18 protein-coding genes are annotated in these 21,110 nt (G+C 71.8%); 13 read left to right on the forward strand and 5 right to left on the reverse strand.

Annotated elements, in window-relative coordinates; all coding sequences use genetic code 11:
- Positions 1–12 precede the first annotated feature (12 nt).
- The gene (locus ACH4RC_RS35365; RefSeq protein ID WP_398208173.1) at positions 13–786 is read right to left on the reverse strand and encodes a GNAT family N-acetyltransferase; all 774 of its coding nucleotides are present in this window, start codon (positions 784–786) and stop codon (positions 13–15) included.
- Positions 787–1,029: 243 nt separating this feature from the next.
- On the opposite strand from ACH4RC_RS35365, the gene ACH4RC_RS35370 reads away from it, so the two are divergent.
- Together ACH4RC_RS35370 and gdhA are read left to right on the forward strand one after the other, a co-directional pair.
- Positions 1,030–3,165 (forward strand): glycosyltransferase family 4 protein, encoded by a 2,136-nt coding sequence (locus ACH4RC_RS35370; protein WP_398208140.1) that lies wholly within the window; start codon positions 1,030–1,032, stop codon positions 3,163–3,165.
- Positions 3,166–3,434: 269 nt separating this feature from the next.
- Complete coding sequence (gene gdhA, locus ACH4RC_RS35375) at positions 3,435–4,814, forward strand: NADP-specific glutamate dehydrogenase (RefSeq protein ID WP_398208142.1); 1,380 nt, start codon at positions 3,435–3,437, stop codon at positions 4,812–4,814.
- Between the two features lie 51 nt (positions 4,815–4,865).
- Here the strand turns inward: gdhA and ACH4RC_RS35380 are convergent, their stop codons facing one another.
- Together ACH4RC_RS35380 and ACH4RC_RS35385 are read right to left on the reverse strand one after the other, a co-directional pair.
- A complete protein-coding gene (locus ACH4RC_RS35380; RefSeq protein WP_398208144.1) occupies positions 4,866–5,891 on the reverse strand; it encodes a DNA topoisomerase IB in 1,026 nt (341 codons plus the stop codon).
- An 80-nt stretch (positions 5,892–5,971) separates the two neighbouring features.
- A complete protein-coding gene (locus ACH4RC_RS35385; RefSeq protein ID WP_398208146.1) occupies positions 5,972–6,160 on the reverse strand; it encodes a hypothetical protein in 189 nt (62 codons plus the stop codon).
- Positions 6,161–6,562: 402 nt separating this feature from the next.
- Here ACH4RC_RS35385 and ACH4RC_RS35390 point away from each other — a divergent pair, with 402 nt between their 5' ends.
- Positions 6,563–8,221 carry a cellulase family glycosylhydrolase gene (locus ACH4RC_RS35390; protein WP_398208147.1) on the forward strand — a complete coding sequence of 553 codons (1,659 nt, stop codon included), beginning with the start codon at positions 6,563–6,565 and terminating at the stop codon, positions 8,219–8,221.
- A gap of 316 nt (positions 8,222–8,537) precedes the next feature.
- Here the strand turns inward: ACH4RC_RS35390 and ACH4RC_RS35395 are convergent, their stop codons facing one another.
- Positions 8,538–9,656, reverse strand: a complete 1,119-nt coding sequence (locus ACH4RC_RS35395) for a ScbA/BarX family gamma-butyrolactone biosynthesis protein (protein ID WP_398208149.1) — start codon at positions 9,654–9,656, stop codon at positions 8,538–8,540.
- Between the two features lie 181 nt (positions 9,657–9,837).
- On the opposite strand from ACH4RC_RS35395, the gene ACH4RC_RS35400 reads away from it, so the two are divergent.
- Complete coding sequence (locus tag ACH4RC_RS35400; protein WP_398208151.1) at positions 9,838–11,082, forward strand: cytochrome P450; 1,245 nt, start codon at positions 9,838–9,840, stop codon at positions 11,080–11,082.
- A gap of 75 nt (positions 11,083–11,157) precedes the next feature.
- On the opposite strand, the gene ACH4RC_RS35405 is transcribed toward ACH4RC_RS35400, so the two are convergent.
- A complete protein-coding gene (locus ACH4RC_RS35405; protein ID WP_398208153.1) occupies positions 11,158–12,018 on the reverse strand; it encodes an NAD(P)H-binding protein in 861 nt (286 codons plus the stop codon).
- 369 nt (positions 12,019–12,387) lie between these two features.
- Between ACH4RC_RS35405 and ACH4RC_RS35410 the strand changes: the two genes are divergently transcribed.
- From ACH4RC_RS35410 to ACH4RC_RS35450, 9 genes are all read left to right on the forward strand, one after another.
- Entirely contained in the window at positions 12,388–13,059 is a 672-nt protein-coding gene (locus tag ACH4RC_RS35410) for a ScbR family autoregulator-binding transcription factor (protein WP_398208155.1), read from the forward strand.
- A 312-nt stretch (positions 13,060–13,371) separates the two neighbouring features.
- A complete protein-coding gene (locus tag ACH4RC_RS35415; RefSeq protein WP_398208156.1) occupies positions 13,372–13,998 on the forward strand; it encodes a ScbR family autoregulator-binding transcription factor in 627 nt (208 codons plus the stop codon).
- A 205-nt stretch (positions 13,999–14,203) separates the two neighbouring features.
- On the forward strand, positions 14,204–15,061 hold the full coding sequence (locus ACH4RC_RS35420) for a BTAD domain-containing putative transcriptional regulator (RefSeq protein ID WP_398208158.1): 858 nt from the start codon (positions 14,204–14,206) through the stop codon (positions 15,059–15,061).
- A gap of 25 nt (positions 15,062–15,086) precedes the next feature.
- The gene (locus tag ACH4RC_RS35425; RefSeq protein WP_398208160.1) at positions 15,087–16,082 is read left to right on the forward strand and encodes an SRPBCC family protein; all 996 of its coding nucleotides are present in this window, start codon (positions 15,087–15,089) and stop codon (positions 16,080–16,082) included.
- Positions 16,083–16,126: 44 nt separating this feature from the next.
- Positions 16,127–17,527 (forward strand): hypothetical protein, encoded by a 1,401-nt coding sequence (locus ACH4RC_RS35430; protein WP_398208161.1) that lies wholly within the window; start codon positions 16,127–16,129, stop codon positions 17,525–17,527.
- Entirely contained in the window at positions 17,524–18,315 is a 792-nt protein-coding gene (locus ACH4RC_RS35435; RefSeq protein ID WP_398208163.1) for a 4'-phosphopantetheinyl transferase family protein, read from the forward strand. Before ACH4RC_RS35430 ends, ACH4RC_RS35435 begins: the two co-directional genes overlap by 4 nt.
- A complete protein-coding gene (locus tag ACH4RC_RS35440; protein WP_398208164.1) occupies positions 18,312–20,327 on the forward strand; it encodes a condensation domain-containing protein in 2,016 nt (671 codons plus the stop codon). The genes ACH4RC_RS35435 and ACH4RC_RS35440 overlap by 4 nt, the downstream gene beginning before the upstream one ends.
- 106 nt (positions 20,328–20,433) lie before the next feature.
- Positions 20,434–20,646, forward strand: a complete 213-nt coding sequence (locus ACH4RC_RS35445) for an acyl-CoA carboxylase subunit epsilon (RefSeq protein WP_398208165.1) — start codon at positions 20,434–20,436, stop codon at positions 20,644–20,646.
- 42 nt (positions 20,647–20,688) lie between these two features.
- Positions 20,689–21,110: carboxyl transferase domain-containing protein (locus ACH4RC_RS35450; RefSeq protein ID WP_398208166.1), on the forward strand; the 422-nt coding region annotated here is incomplete at its 3' end.

Consider the following 21,110-nt stretch of genomic DNA (forward strand, 5'->3'; position numbering starts at 1 on the left):
GACTGTCCCGCCTCAGGCGTCGGCCAGCGCGTAGAACCGCATCGGGGAGTTCGGTACGAACCCGATGCGCGGGTACACCGGCGCGCCCGCGGCCGTGGCGTGCAGCGTCGCGCGGGTCAGTCCGGTGGCGCGCGCCCCTTCGTGGAGCGCCTTGCGGGTGACCGCCTCGCCGTACCCGCGCCGCTCGAAGGCCGGATCGGTGGCGACGAGCGCGACGAACAGACGCCCCTCCGCCTCGACCGAGGCCGCGCACGTCACCGGCGTCCCCTCGCGCAGCCCGAGATACGCGTGCACACCTTCCCGCCACAGCGCGGACCCGGCGAGACCGTCACGTCCGTCCTCCGGCTCGAACCCGTAGGCGCGTGAGTTGAGGTCGGCGTAGGCCAGCAGGTGTGCGTCGGTCGACACACGTACGAACGTCAGATCGGGGTGTGACGGCTCGGGGACCGGCAGGAAGTCGCCCGCCATGCCCGTGCCCGGGAAGGCGTACGCGAGCCCCGCCCGCTGCGCCGCGTCGTCGAGTGCCGCGCGGGCGTCGTCCCGGAGGAGGTCGTCGAAGACCCACAGGAAACCGGGCCGCTTCTTCCCGCGCATGATCTCCGCCGCCTCGTCGAGGCGCTGCCGCATCAGCGCGGGGTCCACGCCCGACTCGGTCAGCGTGAGGCAGTTCCAGAACGGGAACCGGCAGTCCGCCCACCGGACGGCGATGCCCGGCAGGTCGCGCACGTCCGCGTCCGGATCCCGGTCGAGCACCATGGCCCGCCAGACCACGGCGAGCTGTTCCATCGATTCGATCGACTCCGCGAGACCGTGCGTCACCGCACCACCACTCCTCAAGTAGACGCCTGCGGCTCATTCTTCCGGAGCCGGCGGGGGAGGATGCCCGCTGCCGCAGATCGTCGGTTTCAGCGGTGAAAGCAAGTGATAGTCCGTTATGTCGCGTTGGACATGTGAACGAACTGTGGATTTGAATGACCCGGCACATGTGTATGGCATGTAAAGCGGCTGACGCGCAGAGGGAAAACAAAAGTGAAGATCGCGTTTCTCATCAACAACGCGTACGGCATCGGCGGCACCATCCGCGCCACCGCGAACCTCTCCCGCGCCTTCGCCACCCGTCACGAGGTGGAGGTCGTCAGCGTCCACCGGGTGAAGGACGAACCGGCGATCCCGCTCGACGAGCGCGTCGCCCTCTCCTCGCTGATCGACATGCGCGAGGACGCCCCCACCTACGAGGGCGGCCACCCCCTGCGGGAGCAGCCGTGCACGATGTTCCCCGACACCGGCGCCGCCGCGAACTCCGCCCGCCTGCCCTACTCCGCGCTCCAGGACGAGCGGATCGGGGCCTGGCTGCGCGACACCGACGCCGATGTCGTCATCGCCACCCGCCCCGACCTCAACGGGTACCTCGCCCGCGACGGGCAGCCCCGCTATCTGCGGGTCGGCCAGGAACACCTCAGCCTCGACGCCCACAACCCGACGCTGCGCGGCCACCAGAACCGGGCCGTCGCCGGTCTCGACGCCTTCGTGACCGTCTCCGAGGCAGACGCCGCGCAGTACCGCGCCGCGCTCCCCGACGTCGGCGCGCGCATCCTGTGTGTTCCCAACAGCGTCCCGGTGCCCGAGGTCGAACCGTCCGACCGCACCTCGAACGTCATCGTGGCCGCGGGCCGGCTCGTCTCCGTCAAGCGCTACGACCGGCTCATCGACGCCTTCGCCAAGGTCGCGGACGCCCACCCCGAGTGGTCCCTGCGCATCTACGGCCGCGGCCCCGACAAGCCCGCCCTGCGCGCCCGGATCAACGAACTCGGCCTCTACCAGCGGGTGCTGCTGATGGGCCCGGCCTCGCCCATCGAGACCGAGTGGGCCAAGGGCGCCATCGCCGCCGTCTCCTCGGACATGGAGTCGTTCGGCATGACCATCGTGGAGGCCATGCACTGCGGCGTCCCGGTCGTCGCCACCGACTGCCCGCACGGCCCCGCCGAGATCATCGACCACGACGTGAACAGCGTCCTCGTCCCGCTGGACTCCGGTGTCGACGGCTACGCCACCGCCCTGGACCGCCTGATGGGCGACGCGACTCTGCGCTCCGGGCTGGGGGAGGGGGCCCGCCGACGCGCGGCCACGTTCGCCCCCGACGCGATCGCGCGCCGCTACGAGACCCTCTTCGAGGAGCTGTCCGCCGCCCGGCGCCCCGCCAAGGGCTCCCTCTGGAAGCGCCTGCGCAACGCGCTGCCCGCCGCCTCGGCCGCGTCGCGCACGGCCGCCCCCGCCGAACCGGCCGAGCCCGAGCCGCCGCGGCCCACCGCGCACGCCCGCGCCACCGCCGACGGCGCCGTGACCGTCACCTTCGACCCGGCGACCCTGCCCGAGGGCCAACTCGACTTCCTCGCGCGCCTGCGCCGCGACAGCAAGGGCCGCGAGCTGCGCCTCCCGGTACAGGAGGTCGCCACCGCCAACGGCCGCGCGTTCCAGGTGACCGCCGACCCGGCCGAGCACCAGCTCGCCGAGGGCCGCTGGGACTGCTACGTCGTGCGGCGCGGCACGAAGGACAAGCGAATACGCCTCGTCGTCACCCTCGCCGAACAGGCCCGCCGCGTCGGCCGCCCCCCGCTGACCGCCCACGGCCACGTCGTCTCCTGGCTGCCCTACGCCACCACCGACGGCTTCCTCGCCCTGCGCGCCTGGCAGCGCCCCGCGCACGCCGAGATCACCGCGCTCGTCCAGGACGACGACGCGGCGACCGTGACGGCACGCCTGCTCACCGGGGGTGCGACGGTCGCGCTGACCGACGCGGCCCGCGTCGTCGCCGTCTCCCGCCACGACACGACCCACGACCTCACGGTCCCCGTCACCCGCCGGGCGGCTGACCAAGGCGGTACCTCTTTCACCTTCACCCTGCCCTACGCGGAGGCCCTCGCCCTGCGCGTGGACGAGCACGACCTGTGGGACCTGCGCCTGCACCCCGGCGGCGCCACCGACGGGCCCGTGCCCATCGGCCGTATCGGCGGCGACATCGTCGACCGCAAGAAGGCCGACACCGTGCCTGCCGTCCACCTCACGCACCCGGAGCGGGGCCGCACCCGTACGAAGCCGTTCTTCACGGTCAACAACGACCTGGCGCTCAGCCTGCGCGACGACGACGACAACGCCGGCGACGAGTAGGGCCCGCGGCACAGACTTCCCGTCGGAGGGCGGCGCCGAGCGGCTCCGGTTCCTCCAGCATCCGGACCGACGCTCAGAGCTGAGGTGACTGTTACAGGGCCTATGTCTGGTGGGCGGTTTCCGGACATAGGGGGTGGCGAGGCACTTCTGGAGCGGGGCTCGTTTGACCCACGCGCATCAGGAGATCACTGCTTTGCCACAATCCGAGGCACACCCGGTCTCCGCCGACGGGTGCACGCACGAGCCGCCGGCCCGGAAGGGACTGCTTCATGAGCACAGCCGCCACCGCCACCCAGGACACCAGGCAGGCGCGGGACGCACTCGCCGCCATCCACGACGAACTCGTTCGCCGCAACCCCGCCCAGCCCGAGTTCCACCAGGCGGCGCACGAGGTCCTGGAGACTCTGGCGCCGGTGCTCGCGGCCCGCCCCGAGCTGGCGGAGGCCGCGCTGGTCGAGCGGCTCTGCGAGCCCGAGCGGCAGCTCGTGTTCCGGGTGCCGTGGCAGGACGACGCGGGCCGCACCCACGTCAACCGCGGCTACCGGGTGGAGTTCAACAGCGCGCTCGGCCCGTACAAGGGCGGTCTGCGCTTCCACCCCTCGGTCAACCTGGGCGTCGTGAAGTTCCTGGGCTTCGAGCAGATATTCAAGAACGCGCTGACCGGCCTCGGCATCGGCGGCGGCAAGGGCGGCAGCGACTTCGACCCGCACGGGAGGTCGGACACCGAGGTCATGCGGTTCTGCCAGTCGTTCATGACCGAGCTGTCCCGCCACATCGGTGAGAACACCGACGTGCCCGCCGGTGACATCGGTGTCGGCGGCCGCGAGATCGGCTACCTGTTCGGCCAGTACCGCCGGATCACCAACCGCTGGGAGACCGGTGTCCTGACCGGCAAGGGGCTCGGCTGGGGCGGCTCGGCCGGCCGCACGGAGGCCACCGGCTACGGCAACGTCCTCTTCCTCGCCGAGATGCTCCGCCGCCGCGGCGAGGACCTGGCCGGGCGTCAGGCGCTGGTCTCCGGCTCGGGCAACGTGGCGATCTACACCGTCGAGAAGCTGCACCAGCTCGGCGCCGTCGCCCTCACCGTCTCCGACTCGCGCGGCTACGTCGTCGACGAGAAGGGCATCGACCTCGAACTGCTCAAGCAGATCAAGGAGGTCGAGCGCGGCCGCGTCAGCGACTACGCGGAGCGCCGCGGCGCCTCGGCGACCTACGTGCCCGGCGGCTCCGTGTGGGAGGTCCCGGCCGACGTGGCCCTTCCGTCCGCGACCCAGAACGAACTGAACGCCGCCGACGCCGAGACGCTCGTACGGGGTGGAGTGCGGGCCGTGTCCGAGGGCGCCAACATGCCCGTCACCCCGGAGGCGGTCCACATCCTGCGCAAGGCGGGGGTCGCGTACGGGCCCGGCAAGGCGGCCAACGCGGGCGGCGTCGCCGTCAGCGCGCTGGAGATGCGGCAGAACAGCGGCCGGGAGACCTGGTCGCGCGAGCGCGTGGAGAACGAACTGGCCGACGTCATGCGCAACATCCACGACGTGTGCTGGGAGACCGCCGAGCGCTACGGCACGCCGGGTGACTACGTCAGCGGCGCCAACATCGCCGGGTTCGAGCGGGTGGCCGAGGCGATGCAGGCACAGGGGCTGATCTGATCCGACCCCGGCCCTCGGCGGGGCGCCGGCGCCGCGGCTGCGCTCGGGCTCTCACGTCAGCAGCCGCAGCACCGCCTCCTCGATCGCCCCCTGCGTCGCCGGACGGCCGAACGCGGCGCCGTCGCCCAGCCGCTCCAGGGCGTCGGCGATCGTACGTCCCTGTTCGAAGAGTTCGATGACCCGAGGGTTGATGTACGAGGCCCGGCACACCGCCGGTGTGTTGCCCAGGTACTCGCTGACCTCGCGCACGGCCCGCACGACCGCGCCCTTGCGCGCGGTACGGGACTCCTTCGCCATCCGCTCGGACACGGCGAGGGCGACCGCCGCGAGGACGGTGGCGTGCCAGGTGCGGAAATCCTTCGCGGAGATGTCCCTGCCCGCGCTCTCGCGCAGATAGGCGTTGAGCTCGGCGGCGTCGAGCTCGTGCCAGGACCCGCCCCGCCGGTACGCGAAGAGGCGCTCGCTGTCACCGGGCCGCCGCATCAGGGAGCGCAGCACCTTGCAGGCGGGCGGGTCGACGAGCGCGCGGCTCTGCGTCTTGGAGTACTTCGCCGGATACGTGAGGCAGACCTCGCCCGAGCGGCAGGTGGCGTGCTCCTTCAGCAGGGTGGTCAGTCCGTACGTGCCGTTGTCCCGCCGGTAGGACTCGTTGCCGATGCGGAAGAACCCCAGGTCCAGCAGGCGGACGGCGCAAGCCAGGACGCGCTCGCGGCACAGACCGCGCCGGGCGAGATCCTCCGACACCTGCGCGCGCACGTCGGGCAGCGCACGGGCGACCTCGAGCACGTGGTCGTGCTTGGCCAGCTCCTGCTGCTCGCGGAAGCGCGGGTGGTACAGGTACTGGCGCCGGCCCGCGGCGTCGGTGCCGATGGCCTGCAGATGGCCGTTGGGCCAGGGACAGATCCAGACGTCCCGCCAGGCCGGGGGGATGACGAGCCCTCGCAGGCGCTCCTTCTCCGCCGGGTCGGTGAGGGGGCGGCCCGAGGCGTCCTTGTAGCGGAATCCGCGCCCCGAACGGATCCGGGTGATGCCCGGCCTGTCGGGGTGGCTCGTCCGCAGCCGCCGCTTCTCGTGCATATCCCAGTGATTGCCCCTGAACCACCGCCCCAGACCCCGGGATGACGCGTTCGGCGTAGCCGAGGGGGCGGGCCGCTCACTCAGGAGTCGGGGTGCGCGGCGTCCACGAGTCTCCATGCGTGGCCGGAGCATCCCGGCGGCGGAGGCGGGAAGCGATGCCCGCGCACGTCGGTGCTGAAGCCGTGATGCTGCGTGCAGTCGCACTCGTAGATCCCCGAAGCGGGAACGATCTCGCCGGGGCGGTACACCTGTTCCTGGCTGTCACTCATGGGCCCAGTTCACGGCCGGGCCCGCCCCCTCCGCGACCCGGGTGCGCCGGACGGAGCAGGGTCCGGCACGGCATGCATGAGCGTTCACCGCCTGCCCGTACCGGCGCTGTCGTCGGCGCTCCTGCTGATCGACTCCTGATACCCGGCACGTCCGCGCAGGTGCGAGTCCGGGAGCTCTCGCCAGGGAAGTCACGCAGGCGGGCGCATCCACGTATACCCGGGGGCGCTGACCGCCACCTGGCGGCCGGTGACGATCGGCATGCCCCTCCTGCGTCCGCCGGCCCGCGCCGCGGGGTGGTTCCTCTTGACGTGCCCCTGTCGAGCCTGGCTATATGGGAGCGCTCCCATGCGTCACACGCACGTCGCGCCACACCTTCCACACCCTCACCCTCCGGAGCCGCAGTGCGTAGAAGAAGTGCGACCTCAACGAGCCCGACCGCGGCGATCATCGCGGCCCTTGCCACCCTCCTCGGCCTGTTCGCCCTGACGGCCCCCTCCGCCCGCGCCGCTTCCCCCTCCGAAGCCGCCGCCACCGGCCTGCACATCAGCGACGGCCGCCTCGTCGAGGGCAACGGCAACGACTTCGTGATGCGCGGCGTCAACCACGCCCACACCTGGTACCCGGGCGAGACCCGGTCCCTGGCCGACATCAAGGCGCTCGGCGCCAACACCGTGCGCGTCGTCCTCTCCGACGGCTACCGGTGGAGCCGCAACAGCCCCGAGGACGTGGCCGCCGTCGTCGCCGACTGCAAGGCCAACCGCCTGATCTGCGTCCTGGAGGTGCACGACACCACCGGCTACGGCGAGGACGCCGCCGCGGGCACGCTCGACCACGCCGCCGACTACTGGATCAGCCTCAAGGACGTCCTGGCCGGCCAGGAGGACTACGTCGTCGTCAACATCGGCAACGAGCCCTGGGGCAACACCGACCCGGCGGGCTGGACCGCCCCGACGACCGCCGCGATCCAGAAACTGCGCGCGGCCGGATTCGCGCACACGATCATGGTGGACGCGCCCAACTGGGGCCAGGACTGGCAGCAGGTCATGAAGGCCGACGCCCAGCAGGTCTACGCCGCGGACACGACCGGCAACTTGATCTTCTCGATCCACATGTACAGCGTGTACGACACCGCGCAGGAGATCACCGACTACCTCAACGCCTTCGTGAGCGCCCGTCTCCCGCTCGTCATCGGTGAGTTCGGCGGCCCGGCCGACCAGTGGGGCGACCCCGACGAGGACACCATGATGGCGACGGCCGAACAGCTCGACCTCGGCTACCTGGCCTGGTCCTGGAGCGGCAACACCGACCCCGTGCTCGACCTGGCGATCGGCTTCGACCCGGCGCGGCTCAGCTCCTGGGGCGAGCGGATCTTCCACGGCGCGAACGGCATCGCCCAGACCGCCCGCGAGGCCACGGTGTTCGGCGGCGGCACCCCGGACACCCAGGCCCCCACGGCGCCCGGCACCCCGGTCGCGTCCGCCGTCTCCCCCACGTCGGCGACGCTGACCTGGCCCGCGGCCACGGACAACAAGGGTGTGACCGGCTACGACGTCGTCCGCGTCACCGGCACCACGGAGACCGCGGTGGCCGCCACGACGACGACGAAGGCCACCCTCGACTCCCTCACCCCCGCCACGGCCTACACCTTCGCCGTGTACGCGAAGGACGCGGCGGGCAACCGCTCACCCCGCTCGGCCACGGTCACCGTCACCACCGAGAAGGACACCGGCACCCCGGGAGCGGCCTGCTCCGTCGCCTACCGCGTCGTGGGCACATGGCCCGGCGGCTTCCAGGGCGACATCACCCTCCGGAACACCGGCACCACCGCCGTCAACGGCTGGACCCTGGGCTTCGCCTTCTCGTCGGGCCAGACCATCAGCAACATGTGGGGCGGCACCCCGGCCCAGACCGGCGCGCAGGTGAAGGTCGCCGCGGCCCCGTACACGGCGACGATCCCCGCCGGTGGCACGGCCACGGTCGGTTTCATCGGCACGAGCTCCGCCGGCAACCCCGCTCCGACGGCCTTCACGCTCAACGGCACCGCCTGCACGGTCGCGTGACCCGCGGCCCGGCACCGGACGAAGAGCGGTGTCGGGTCCGACTTCGCACCACCGGCAGACCTGGATCGGGACGGAGCCGGTCGAGCACGGGGAGTTCCCAGCCCTCTGCGGACCGGCTCCGTGACCGCCTTTCCCTACCACACGGACGGTTTGTTCTCTCGTCCCGCAAGGCAATGAACGGGCAAAGAGGCTGCAGGGGATGGATAAAGGCAGGCTCAAGTTCTGCCGAATGCCATGAATTCCTGGCCCTCAAGGAATTGCCAAGCGTTCCTCCGCTTGGCTTCCCCATGGGAGACTCTCCCACGTATTTCCGGCGTCAGACGAGTGTGTCGTCGCGTGTGTCGTCGAGTGTGCCGGAAATCTGTGCGGCGAAGACATCCTCGCCGTTCTGCCGCCCCACCACTTGGACATTTGCGAAGCCCGGTTCGGCGGGCTCGAGCGATGCCTCGATCCAGCACGGAGCGTCGAACTCGGCGTACCGCAGGAATTCGGTCCGCAACTGCGAAGGCGTGAACAGGCGCGGTTGCGTGAGGGCGCAGGCGGCCTGCCGTGCGGCCTCCATCAGCACCATGCCGGGTATGTGGTCCGCGTCGTGATCGAAGAGGATCGGATGGCTCGGGTCGGGATCGACCAGCCAGTGACCGGGCCGGTCGGCAGGGGCGAGCACCACGTCGAAGGGGGCGGCCCGCCCCAGTGTCGACGGTGCGTCAGGACTCACGGCGCACAGCCGGTGGGCGCGCCGGACCCGGGTCGACGCGCTGCGCAACCGCTGGTACGTCGCGGGTGCGATGCAGGTGAAGCGGCCGCCGCCGGCGGCGCAGAGCTTTCCGTCCCGCTCCACCGTCACATGCATGGTGAACTCCGCCAGGCGTCTTCCTTTCCATTTCATGTCGGTGCAGGCCGCGGTGAGGTTCAGCTCGCTGGGTGCCGGACCGATGACCAGGTACTCCGGGTACGCCGTGACCGTCATGTCCCACATCAGGAACTGGTGACCGAGCGGGACGCCGAACTCCGCGTGCGCGAGGTAGAGCCCGACCTGGCGAATGGTCTCCACCGCCTGCATGGAGTCGTGCCGGCCCCCGTCGTTGCTGGTGAAGAAGGTGTGTGCCCGAGGCCACTGGCCGACGAGCCCGAAGCGGCTGTCGTCCAGCTTCTCGCAGCCGCTCAGGAACACCTCCGCCAGGCTCGAGCGATGCACGTACTCGCGCGGAACTGTCGTGGTCAGACGTGGCATGGTGGCGAGGTCCGGAGCACCGGGGGCGGCGCCGACCGATACCTGAGTGGTTCGATCCACCTCTGAGAACGCCAGAACGGACACTTTTGTCTCCATTTCGCCGCTGAACAGTTGGCCGAAAGACCGTGCGGATACATAAGATACGGACCTACCGGTTTTCTTTTCAAGTCCTTCATGGATTGAAATGCACTGGATCATCATTAGGCGATCTTGATAAAGCAACGGGTCGCATTCCGCTTCCGCTCCCGCAATTTTTGACCATGGACGGAGCGGCGGACGGGTGCGCGAAGGCCTCGCGGAAGGCCGCGCCCTGTGCCACAATAAACCGGTCTTGCGGTTTTCTTTGCAGGGGTCGATCCCTGCCCCCACTTGGGAGTCGTCGATGTCCGTAGCGCGCTGCCCGTACGCCATCGATCCGTCCGGAAGCAACATCCACGCGGAGGCCGACGAACTGCGCCGACGCGGACCCGTCACCCCCGTCGAGCTGCCCGGAGGCGTGACGGCCTGGGCCGTCACCGACCCGAGCACGATCAAGCAGCTGCTCACCGACCCCCGCGTCTCGAAAGACGCCTACCGCCACTGGCCGGCGTGGACCAACGGGGAGATAGCCGAGACCTGGCCGCTGGGCATATGGGTCTCCGTGCAGAACATGTACACCGCGTACGGTCCGGAGCACCAGCGTCTGCGCAAGATGGTGGCCTCGGCGTTCACCGCCCGGCGCATCGCCCTGATGCGTCCGCGGATCGAGGAGATCGCGGACGTCCTGCTGGACGAACTGGCGGCCAAGGAGGCGCCGGACGTGCCGGTGGACCTCCGCCGCAGGTTCGTGGATCTGCTGCCGCGTGAGGTCATGGTCGAGCTGTTCGGCGTGCCCGGGGCGTACCGGGAACCGTTGCAGCGGATCATCAGCGGCTTCTTCGACACGGGGATGTCCCTGGAGGCCGCGCAGCAGACCATGCAGGACCTGTACCGGACCATGGGCGATCTCATCGCCTTCAAACGGCGTACCCCGGGCGACGACTTGACCAGTGTGCTCATCGAGGCGGGTGGCGAGGGAAGCGGTGCGCCGCTGACCGACAAGGAGCTGGTCGACAACCTGATCATGATGCTCAGCGCGGGCAACGAGACCATGGTCAACCTCCTCGGCAACACGGCGGCACTGCTCCTCGCCCACCCCGACCAGCTCGAGCTGGTCCGTACGGGGAAGGTGAGCTGGGGCGACGCGGCCGAGGAGTCGGTGCGGATGAAGGCGCCGGGGGCGAACGGGATCCTGCGCTACGCGGTAGAGGACATCCCGGTGGGAGACACGGTGATCCCGAAGGGCGAACCGCTGGTCATCTCGTTCGTGTCGCCGGGCCGCGACCCCGAGGTGCACGGAGCCACGGCGGACCGGTTCGACATCACCCGCGATGCGCGCCGTGAGCATCTGTCCTTCGGCCACGGCACGCACTACTGCATCGGGGCCTCGCTGGCCCGGCTGCAGGCGGAGGTGGTGCTCAAGGCCCTGTTCACCCGCTTCCCCGGCCTCTCCCTGGCCGTGCCGTTCGGCGAGTTGCGCCCGGTGGAGTCGTTCATCTCCAACGGATACAGCGAACTGCCGGTGCTGCTCGGCGAAGCGGCGTCGTAGCGGAGCGGCCGCCGCAGCCCGAGTACGGCCACAGCAACAGGCTGTCGGCTCGCCGCGTGACCGGCAGGTCCGGCCTCAGGTCGCCCGGCGAGTCCCTTCGGAGAAATGGTGCGCGTGATCCTGTGCCCAGGTGCGGTAGACCGTCGCCGGCCGCCCGGCCCGGCCGGCCGGAGCATCGCCGTGCAGCGCCTTGCCCCCGGCCGCCTGCAGGGCCGCTCGCTGCAGGAGCGCCTCGACCACCGCGGGCGGAAAACGCCGGGACAGGTGGCCGCGTGCCTCCTCCGGCGTCCACTCCCTGAACTCCAGGGGGCGGGCGAGGACTTGGGCCAGGATGCGGGTCTGATCCCTGGCGGTGAGCCGTTCGGGCCCGGCGAGGGTGTAGGTCTTCCCCTCGTGGCCCGGCTCGGTGAGGGCCTGAACCGCCGCATGGGCCACGTCCCGAGGGTCGACGGGAACGTTGGCCGCGTCGCCGTACAGCGCGCACACGGTTCCCGTCCTGCGGACCTCGGGGGCCCACGCCAGCGTGTTCGACATGAACGCACGCGGTCTGAGCAAGGTCCAGGCCACCCCCGCGGAGCGCACCGCTGCCTCGATCGCCCGCTGCCGGCAGGTCACCACGTCATCGAGGCCGTCGTCGACCGCCGCGGCCGACAGTTTGACCACATGGGCGACGTCCATGGCGGCGGCGGCCTCCAGAAACGTCTCGTCGTGCGGTTCGGTGGGGTGGTTGGTCACCAGGAACGCGGCACGCACCCCCCGCAGGGCCCGGCGCAGCGCCGACGGCTCGCTGTAGTCGGCCGCGACCGTCTCGACGCGCGGACCGGTCACGGAGATCCGCTCGGGCCGCCGTGCCAGGACCCGGACGTGCTGCCGCGCCGCGAGTTGCCGGGCCACAGCGTCTCCCACCGCCCCCGTGGCGCCCGTTACGAGGATCATCGGCCCCCCGGTTTCGCTCGACTCGCACTCGACAGCCTGTGCGCGGCGACCGTACCGCAGGGGCCGGGCCCCGGTCGGCACACGGTGGTACCGAATGAGTCGATTCGGGGACTCCGGTTTTGTGCCGCGCCGCAGGCGGCGCCCCGGTTAAGGCGGCGACTTGCCCCGGTCGGAGGCGACGGCAACGCCGTGAGCGGAGCCCCTCCGCCGTACGACGAAGGCTCGCGAACGAGCCAGTGACCGCGCGGGGGCGTGGCTTGGGCTTGTGAATATACGGACTCCCTGGTTTGGTTCTGGGTAGGTTGCAGAAGAATTTGCGACACAGGAACGATCTATGGAGGGTCCACGGTGGTGCGACAGGAGCGGGCGATGCGCACCCGTAGAGCCATCTTGGAAGCGGCCGCGGACGTCTTCGACGAGCGGGGCTTCCAAGCCGCCACGATCGGTGAGGTGCTGAGCCGCGCCGGCGTGACCAAGGGAGCCCTGTACTTTCACTTCCCGTCCAAGCAGGCGCTGGCCCAGGGTGTTCTCGACGAGCAGTTCCGCTACGGAGGTATGACGCCTCGGGCGAGCAAGCTGCAGGAGGTCGTGGACATGGGGCTCGGCCTGGCCTACCGCATGCGGCACGACCCGATGGTCAGCGCGTCGGCCAGGCTCAGTCTCGAAGCGCAGATGGTGGAGGTCTTCGGCACCGGATACACCAGTGCCTGGGTCACCGTCACCGAACAGTTGTTCAGGGAGGCCAAGGGGCAGGGCGAGCTGCTTCCCCATGTCGATCCCGCCGAGTCCGCCTGGGTCTTCTCGGCCGCCTGGACCGGTGTCCAGATCTATTCCCAGCAGTTGTCGGGCCGGGAGGACCTTGAGGTCCGCATCTCATCGCTCTTCACTCATCTGCTGCCGAGCATCGCCGTGCCCGCTGTCCTGAGCCGGCTCGAGTTCGGTCCCGAGCGGGGCTTCCAGGTCGCCGAAGAGGGAAGACAGCTCGCCGCGGCGGCCGAAGCAGCGGCAGAGGCGGCCGACGTGGTCAAGGCCTCTGCCTGACCCTGGCTCCTCGGGCGTGCCTGCCGGACCCTGTCCGGTGGGCCGCCGGGCCCTGTCCGGCAGACCGCCGCTCCCTTCCCTCGTATGTCCTGAAGTAGACACTCACAACAAACCACACGTGCGGTTTGGTATCTTCCTCGAATGGGCATATGGTGCCCTGAGTGCTTCAGCGGCGGCGGGCGGCCGGCAGGCGTGGCGTTCGACCCCGTGAAGCTGCGGTCTCGGATGCCGCGTGCCCTTCTGTCGGGTAGAGAGGGCAGGGGCGCGATGGCAAAATAAACCGCCCAAGCGGTTTGTTGAAAGGCGGTCTCAATGGTTCAGCAGGTCCGGGCGGCGCGTACGCGCCGGGCTCTGATCCGCGCCGCGGCGGAGGTCTTCGCCGAGGACGGATACGCTCTCGCCTCCCTGCCGTCGATCAGCAAGCGCGCGGGCGTGAGCACGGGCGCCCTGCACTTCCATTTCGTGAGCAAGGACGTCCTCGCCAGCGCGGTGGAGACCGAGGCCGCCACGACCGCCGTCCGGCTGGCCGAGCGCTCCCGGGCCGCCGGCGCGCCGCTGCAGTCGCTCCTGGACGTCTGCTCCGGCCTGTTGCACGCCCTCGCGGACGATCCCGTGGTCCGGGCCGGCTTCCGGCTGAACGCCGATCCGTCCCGCAAGGCCAGGGCCGAGCTGCTGAACTGGTGGCACGACCGGCTGCGCGCGCTCGTCGTCGAGGCCCAGCGTGCGGGAGAGCTCGGGGAGGCCGTGTCGGCGGACGCGGCGACGACGGTGCTCGTCTCCTCCACCGTGGGCTTCGGGGTGCTGGGCGCGGAGGACCGGTCCTGGCTCTCGGACGGCCGGGTGGCGCCGTTGTGGTCGTTCCTCGTGCCCCATCTGGCGGCGTCGCCGCACGGGATCCTGATACCGGTCGGCGCTGAGGAACGACAGCCCCAGAAGTAAAACCGTCCGTATGGTTTGTTAATGATTCGGGCAAGGTCGATCACGCGTGACCCCACCCACCTGCGGATTCGGTGCATTCCGGTGATCGGCTGACGGTTACCGCATCACCCTCCCTCTCTTGTTCCCCATTGACAAACCGCACGTGCTGTTTTTTGCTGGAGGCAGCTCAGCACAAGGACAGGCTTCGCCGATGGCGGGAGACGGAATGGAAAGCAACATATTCGGGGCCCTCGCCGTACGGGAGAACGGGGTCTCCATCACGCCCACCGCTCCCAAGCCCCGCCAGGTGCTCGCCCTCCTCGTCCTGAACGCCGACCGCTTCGTGCCCGCCGAGACGCTCGTCGAGGAGCTGTGGGGGCAGCACCCGCCGTACAGCGCGCGGCCGACCCTGCAGACGTACGTCCTGCAACTGCGCGAACTGATCACCGCCGCGCTGCGGCTCGACCCGCCCGGCGCACCGCACCGGACGGCCAAGGACGTGCTCCTCACCCTGCCCGGCGGCTATCTCCTCAAGGCCGACGGGGGCGTCCACGCTGTGCAGGAGTTCCAGCGGCTGCTCGGAACGGGCCACCGCGCCATGGACGCCGATGACCACATGGCCGCCCAGAGGCTGCTGAGCGAGGCTCTGGCGCTGTGGACCGGACCGCCGCTGCCGGAGATCACGCCCGGCGAGCACCTCGGGCGGCTGATCACGAAGCTGGAGGAGGACCGGCTGTGCGCCCTGGACCGGCGGGTCGACGTCGACCTGCGGCTCGGACGGCACCGGGAGCTCCTCGGCGAGCTGTCCGTGCTGGTCAGCCGGTATCCGCAGCACGAGAGCCTGTGCGGGCAGTACATGCTGGCGCTGCACAGGTCGGGACGGACCAGCGAGGCCCTGGACGCCTACCGCCGGCTGCGCACCACCCTGATCTCCGCCCTCGGCATCGAACCCTCCCCCGACCTGGCGAAGCTGCAGCAGGACATCCTGCGGGTGGGCTCCACGGCCGCCGCACCGCCCCGTCCGCACCGGACGGTCTCCCGTGCCCGCCTCCAGCCGGACTCCAGGCGAGCCTCGCATCCTTGACAGCGGCCGAAGAGGGGAACCGTTCATGTCGTCACAGCGGGTGCACGCAGCCGAGCACGCCGTAGGCGTGGCGGCACCGGCGGGCGTGGTCTACGGACTGCTCGCCGATGCGGTCCGCTGGCCGGTGCTCTTCCCCTCGTACGTCCATGTGGAGCGCATGGACCACGACGGCACCGAGGAACGGCTGCACCTGTGGGATCTGGTGCAGGGCCGGGTCCGGCCGCTGCGGGTGCGCCGGCGGCTGCACCCGCGGACCAGGACCGTGGAGACCGAGCGCACCGACCCGGTGACGCCCGGCGCCACCACCAGCGGACTGTGGCGCGTGACGCCGGACGGTGACCGCTGTGTGCTGAGCCTGCGCAGGGAGCACGATCCGCCCCCGTGGTTCGGGGCGTCGCCCGAGACGGACGACAGCGCCCTCGAGGCCGAGGTCATCACCAGGCTCGACGAGGTCAAGGCGGTGGCCGAGCGCTGGACCACCTTCGATCAGGTGCTGCTGGCCTTCGAGGACAGTGTCCGCGTGTCGGGGCCGCACGAACTCGTCTACGACTTCTTCCACCGCATCGAGGAATGGCCCGAGCTGGTTCCGCACATCGACCGGGTGGACGTCGAGGAGGACGTCCCCGGCGTCCAGATCGCGGACATCGCCGGCGGCGACTGGGACGGCGGCGGCGCCGTCGTCTCGCGGGCCGTACGGCTGTGCTTCCCCGCCGCGGGGCGCGTCGTGCACAAGGACCTCGTGGCCACGGACCCCGACGACGCGGAGGCAAGCCCGGGCCTGTCCCGGCTGCTCGCCGGGCACACCACCGAGTGGTCCGTGCTGCCGGGGCCGCTCGGCACGCTCGTGGTCTGCTCTCACTCCGTGATGCTGGAGGACGCGGCCGTCGACCGCGTCCTGGGTCCCGACGCCACCCTCGTCGACGCGCGCCACGAGGTGCGGGCCGGCCTCGGGCAGGCGAGCCGGGAGGTCCTCTGCCTGGCCAAGTGGCACGCGGAGAACGCACTCCGCCGCGTCGGATGACGGGGCGTGCCATGACGGCATCGACGACCGGGAGGGACGGCCCGATGGCTGACACCGGGCAGGGCTCGCTCCTGCAGCACGCAAGTACGGACGCGAACACGGAAGCACGCACGGACCCGAACACGGACGCACGTACGGACCCGACGGGCACGGGCCCCGGGCAGCCCGGCTCCGCGTCGTCCGCAAGCCGCCTGCCCGCCGACACCGTCCGGCGCGCGTGGCAGCTGGAGGAACTGTTCGGCGACCCGCGCGACCCCGTCCGGCTGCGCGCGTACGCGGCGCTGGCCGGCTTGGAGACGGCAGGGAGCGCGCCCCTGCGGGAGCGGGTCGCCGCCGAACTCCTGCCGCCGTCCCTGGGCGGCCGCTTCGTCGGCGCCGACCTGGCGGTGGCCGGGCTGCGGCCCCTGCTGCGCCGCGATCCCGCGCTCGGCCACTCCCTGGCCACCGCGGTCCTGTTCTCCTCGGACGAGGCCCACGCCCCGATGCTGCCGCAGGCGGTGGACCTGGCCCGGCTGCTCGCCCCCGCCGCGCTGTGCGCGGCGGTCGGCACGACGCTGCGCTGCGCCGTGCGCGCGGTCGTGCGGGGCGGGCAGGGCTCCGCGCGCTGGCGCCTGTCCCTGGCGGGGGTCTTCGCCGACCTGCTGGCCTGCGAGAGCCTGCTGACGGCCGCGCTGCGCACCCTGGACCTGCCGCCCGACGCGGGCCGCCTGGTGCGGGCCGCCGCCGGCTATGTCGTACCGGGACTGCTCGGCGAGGTGCTCGACGAAGTGGTCCTCACCCTGGCCGAGTGCGGATTCACCGCCGGCGATCACGAGATGCGGCTGTGCGCGAAGGCGGTGGCCGACATGGCCTACGTACGCGAGGCGGCGGGGACCGGGACGACGTGCAGGACCGAGCTGGTGAGCCACGCGCCCGCGTTCGCCGCCGCGGGCGCGGCGGACGGCGCCGGGCTCGCCGGCCGCCCGTCCGGCGGGGCCCGGGAACCCGACGCGACCGCACCCGCCGACTGCGTGGCAGCCATGCTCGGAGTGCTCGTGGACACGGCCGCCGGCGTCGGCGAGGGCAGCGCGGCGGACCCGGCCCACGATCTGAGCCGGGTGGCCCGGCGGCTGCTCACGGAGTACCGGCTGCTCGGCAGACCCGGCAGCCGCGCCGGCCGGGACGCGTCGCGCCGCCCGTCACCCGCGCTGGCCGACCGGTACGCCCGGATCATGCTGGCCTGCACGGTACTGGGAGTGCACCGGGAGGCGGCTGCGCACGGCGGCAGCGGCTTCCTGGCCCGCCCGGCGTGGGCGCTCCTCGCCCTGTCCCGGACCGCCCAGCGGCTGGGTGTCACCTCGGCAGAGCCGGTACGGGATCCGCGTACCGACGTCGCGGCGGAACTGGAGGCACGGGAGTGGAAGAATCTCGACTGCGATCTTCACGCCACCAGGATCCCGTGGTGAGCGGCGGGCGAGCGGTACCGGCCGACCCCGTGGAGCCGCTGTACGTGGGGGGCCCCGACGGCCCCTGGGCCGAGGTGCAGGACCGGTTCCGCGAGGACGGGCGGGCCGTCGTGTACACGACGTGGGGCGCCTGGGCCCCCACGGCGCTGCTCGACCCCGCGCTGCCCCGGCTGCTCGACCGCGACTGGCCGCGCTACCGCCAGTTGCCCCACGCGGATCAGCGGCTCGGCTTCGCTGCCTCGCGCTACGTCATGAAGTACACGGCCGCCGCTGCCCTGGAGGCCGGCGTCGAGGAGATCGACCTCGTCTACCAGCCCGGGGGACGCCCCGGGCTGCGGGGCCGGGACGACATCACGCTGAGCCTCGCGCACACCGACGAACTCCTCGTGGCCGGGGTGAGCCGCACCGGCCTGATCGGCGTCGACGCCGAACTGGCCGACCGCGACATCAGCTTCGACCTGATGAGCGGCCACGTGTGCACACCCGGGGAGACGGCACGCCTGTCGGTGCTGTCCGCCCCGGAGCGTGCGTCCCGGTTCCTGCGGCTGTGGACCCTGAAGGAGGCCTACACCAAGGCGCTCGGGTACGGGCTGCGGCGCCGCTTCAGCACGGTCGGCTTCGAAGGCGAGGAGACCGGTGCGGCTGTGCTGTCGGCCCCGGCCGCCGACGCCGCGCACTGGGAGTTCCGCACGCATCGCGTCCAGGACCGGTACCTGGTGAGCGAGGCGCACCGCGGGGACCGGGCCGCCTCCCAGCCCCCGCCGGGCCCCGGCCGGGACTGGGTATGAGCGGCCACCGGCCCGTCGAGGACGACCTGCTGTGCGTGGTGTCCCTGCCGGGCGGCGAACGCCATGTGCTCGATCTGTGCGGGCACCTGACGGCGTCCGACGCGGAGCGGGTGGCGGCGAGCGCCGCGATCCGCCACCTCGACTTCAGCGTGCGGCTCGAACGCCACGCCGCGGACCACCACACCCTCTCCCTCGCCCCGCACGACGCCGCCGACCGGGGCCGGGACCCGGTGCCCGAACTGCTCGCCGAGGTCCTCCTCGTGCCGCCGGGCGCGGAGCCGGTGCCCGTGCCCGGGGCACAGCGGGCCCGGGTCAGGGCCGCCGTGCGCGAGCAGGACGATCCGGGGCTCCACGTCGAACAGGTGGTGTGGCGCTGGACGGGCCGGCTGGACCTGCTGCGCTTCGTCGCCGCCTGGCAGTCGGTCGTCGAACGCGAGTCCGTGCTGCGCACCAGCCCCGACTGGGTCGGCGTGGAGCGCCTCGTGGTGCACCCCCACGCCGAGGTCGACGTGGTCCGCTGCTCGGGCCTCGAGCGGTCCTGGGGCGAATTGCTCGAGCAGGACCGGGACCGCGGCTTCGACCTGCACCGCCCCGCGATGCTGCGCCTGACGCTGTTCGACGAGCCCGTGCACGGCGAGGAGGGGACGCGGCGCTCCACGCGGATCCTGCTGACCTACCACCGGGCGCTCCTCGACGAACGGTCCGTGCACCTGCTGCTGCGCGCCTTCTACCGCGCCTATGTCTCGGGCGGCGTGCTGCCGGGCGGCGAGCGCCGTCCCGACCTGCGCGACCACGCCCGCTGGCTGGCCGGGCGCCCGCCCGGACCCGCCCGCGCGCTGTGGGCGGGGGCCGCGCCGCCGCCGGGCACCGGACTCAGCCCCGGCAGGCCGGGCAAGGCCACCGGGCAGCGGGGCAGTGCCCGGGTGCGGCGTCGGCTGCGCGGCGCGCAGGCGGCACGCCTGCGGGCCTGGGCCGCTGACTGGGGTCTGGGGGAGAGCAGCGCGCTGCATCTCGTGTGGGCGCTGCTGCTGTACCGGGCCACGGGCGCGAGCGGCCCCGGCCGGGTCGGTTTCGGGGTGCATCTGGCGGGCCGGGACATCGCGCTGCCCGGGGCCGCCGACATGCCGGGGCTGCTGGGGCGTGTGATGCCGCTGACCGTCACCGTGGACCCGCGGGCGCCGATGCGGGTGCTGGCGTCCGCGCTGCGCGACGCCCTCCTCGACATGGTGGCCTCCCCGTGGGCCGACGACGAACCGCCGGGCCGGAGCGGTGCGGTCTCGCCCGAGCGCAGTGTCGACACGGTGCTCGTCTTCGACAGCGTGCCCGAGCAGCCCAGGGCGCTGCGCGGGGAACTCGCGGCGCAGGGGATCCATGTCGATCCCCCCAGTCTCGCCGGTGGTGGCACGAGTCACGCCGTCACGCTCGTCGCGCGCCACGAGCCGGACGGCAGCCTCGCACTGACCGCCCTGTACGACCGCGCGGCGCTGCGGGACGTGTCCGCGGAACGCACGCTCGCCCACGTGGTGCGGATGCTGTGCGCCCTGTCGCACTTTCCCGACCGGGAGACCACCGTGGGCCAGGTCCTCGAGGTTCTGGACGGTGTGGAGCCGCCGCGCGTGGCTCCCCGGCCGCCCGGGGCGAGCCCGCCGGAGTTCGCCGTACTGCGCGAGGGGGAGCCCGGCGCGGACGTCATCTGCCTGGTCGCGGACGGCGGTGCGGCGCCCCGGGCCCACGAGCGGTTCGCCGGCCGGCACGACGGCCCCGAGCACATCGTGGAATGGCGCTGTCCGGGGCCCGGGCACACACTGCCCGCCGGACTCGTCGAGGTGCTCGGCGGCGCCCGGCTGCTGCTGTGCGGGAGCGGGCCGGGGGCGTTGACGGCGTACGAGATCGCCGGCACCGCCGCGCACGGGCGCGACGTCGTGGTGGTGATGACGGGCATCGGCGGCGCGGAGGCGGGCGCGAGCGCACTGGCAGCGGGGCTCAGGTCGGTGCTCGCGGGAAGCGTCTGAGGGTGTCCGGCGTGCTGCGGGCTTCGCTGCGAGCCGGGTTCGAGCGAAGTGAGACAGCTTCTCCAGCGCTCTGGCCGACGGTGGCCGGAAAGCCGGAGGAGGCCCCATGACGGACGCGGGCAGCGTCGAACCCCTCGCACTGCACGACGTCGTACGCGTCGAGCGAGGCCGGGCCAGCGCGGAGGAGCTGGCGGCCGTACTCGTCGTGGTGCTCGGGCTGCGCGCGCACTCCGATCAGCTGCTCGAGGAGCAGGCGGAGGCGCGGAAGCGGCGGTGGCGAGGGCCCGAGGCGTATCAGGCGCCCGGCAGCTGGAAGTGACGGGGGTTCGGTTCTCCGTCCCAGGAAGGGGATTGAACACAGATGACGGCGACAACTTCCCTTGTCCTAGCCGAGCCGGAGGCGGGGCCCGGAGACATCCGTGGGCGCGTGGCCGAGCTGGACGCGATCCGCGCGGAGGCGCTGCGCGGTCCCAGCGACCGGGCGACCGAGGCCCAGCACGCCAAGGGCAAGCTGACCGCGCGCGAGCGCATCGAACTGCTCCTGGACGAGGGGTCGTTCAACGAGGTCGAGCAGTTGCGGCGGCACCGGGCGGTCGGGTTCGGCCTGGAGGCGAAGAAGCCCTACACGGACGGTGTGATCACCGGCTGGGGCACGGTCGAGGGCCGGACGGTCTTCGTCTACGCCCATGACTTCCGGATCTTCGGCGGCGCCCTGGGCGAGGCCCACGCCACGAAGATCCACAAGATCATGGACATGGCCATCGCGGCCGGTGCCCCGCTGGT

Origin of the sequence: Streptomyces sp. NPDC016845, from assembly GCF_044332585.1 — a bacterium.
In the GTDB taxonomy this organism is placed as follows: domain Bacteria; phylum Actinomycetota; class Actinomycetes; order Streptomycetales; family Streptomycetaceae; genus Streptomyces.

What these genes read in the sequence shown, in the direction of transcription:
- ACH4RC_RS35410 (WP_398208155.1), top strand. Translation starts at nt 12,388, where the DNA reads ATGCGCACCCGTAGAGCCATCTTGGAAGCGGCCGCGGACGTCTTCGAC.
- ACH4RC_RS35400 (WP_398208151.1), top strand. Translation starts at nt 9,838, where the DNA reads ATGTCCGTAGCGCGCTGCCCGTACGCCATCGATCCGTCCGGAAGCAAC.
- ACH4RC_RS35430 (WP_398208161.1), top strand. Translation starts at nt 16,127, where the DNA reads ATGGCTGACACCGGGCAGGGCTCGCTCCTGCAGCACGCAAGTACGGAC.
- ACH4RC_RS35365 (WP_398208173.1), bottom strand. Translation starts at nt 786, where the DNA reads ATGGAACAGCTCGCCGTGGTCTGGCGGGCCATGGTGCTCGACCGGGAT.
- ACH4RC_RS35405 (WP_398208153.1), bottom strand. Translation starts at nt 12,018, where the DNA reads ATGATCCTCGTAACGGGCGCCACGGGGGCGGTGGGAGACGCTGTGGCC.
- ACH4RC_RS35380 (WP_398208144.1), bottom strand. Translation starts at nt 5,891, where the DNA reads ATGCACGAGAAGCGGCGGCTGCGGACGAGCCACCCCGACAGGCCGGGC.
- ACH4RC_RS35440 (WP_398208164.1), top strand. Translation starts at nt 18,312, where the DNA reads ATGAGCGGCCACCGGCCCGTCGAGGACGACCTGCTGTGCGTGGTGTCC.
- ACH4RC_RS35445 (WP_398208165.1), top strand. Translation starts at nt 20,434, where the DNA reads ATGACGGACGCGGGCAGCGTCGAACCCCTCGCACTGCACGACGTCGTA.
- ACH4RC_RS35420 (WP_398208158.1), top strand. Translation starts at nt 14,204, where the DNA reads ATGGAAAGCAACATATTCGGGGCCCTCGCCGTACGGGAGAACGGGGTC.
- ACH4RC_RS35385 (WP_398208146.1), bottom strand. Translation starts at nt 6,160, where the DNA reads ATGAGTGACAGCCAGGAACAGGTGTACCGCCCCGGCGAGATCGTTCCC.
- ACH4RC_RS35395 (WP_398208149.1), bottom strand. Translation starts at nt 9,656, where the DNA reads ATGATGATCCAGTGCATTTCAATCCATGAAGGACTTGAAAAGAAAACC.
- gdhA (WP_398208142.1), top strand. Translation starts at nt 3,435, where the DNA reads ATGAGCACAGCCGCCACCGCCACCCAGGACACCAGGCAGGCGCGGGAC.
- ACH4RC_RS35425 (WP_398208160.1), top strand. Translation starts at nt 15,087, where the DNA reads ATGTCGTCACAGCGGGTGCACGCAGCCGAGCACGCCGTAGGCGTGGCG.
- ACH4RC_RS35415 (WP_398208156.1), top strand. Translation starts at nt 13,372, where the DNA reads ATGGTTCAGCAGGTCCGGGCGGCGCGTACGCGCCGGGCTCTGATCCGC.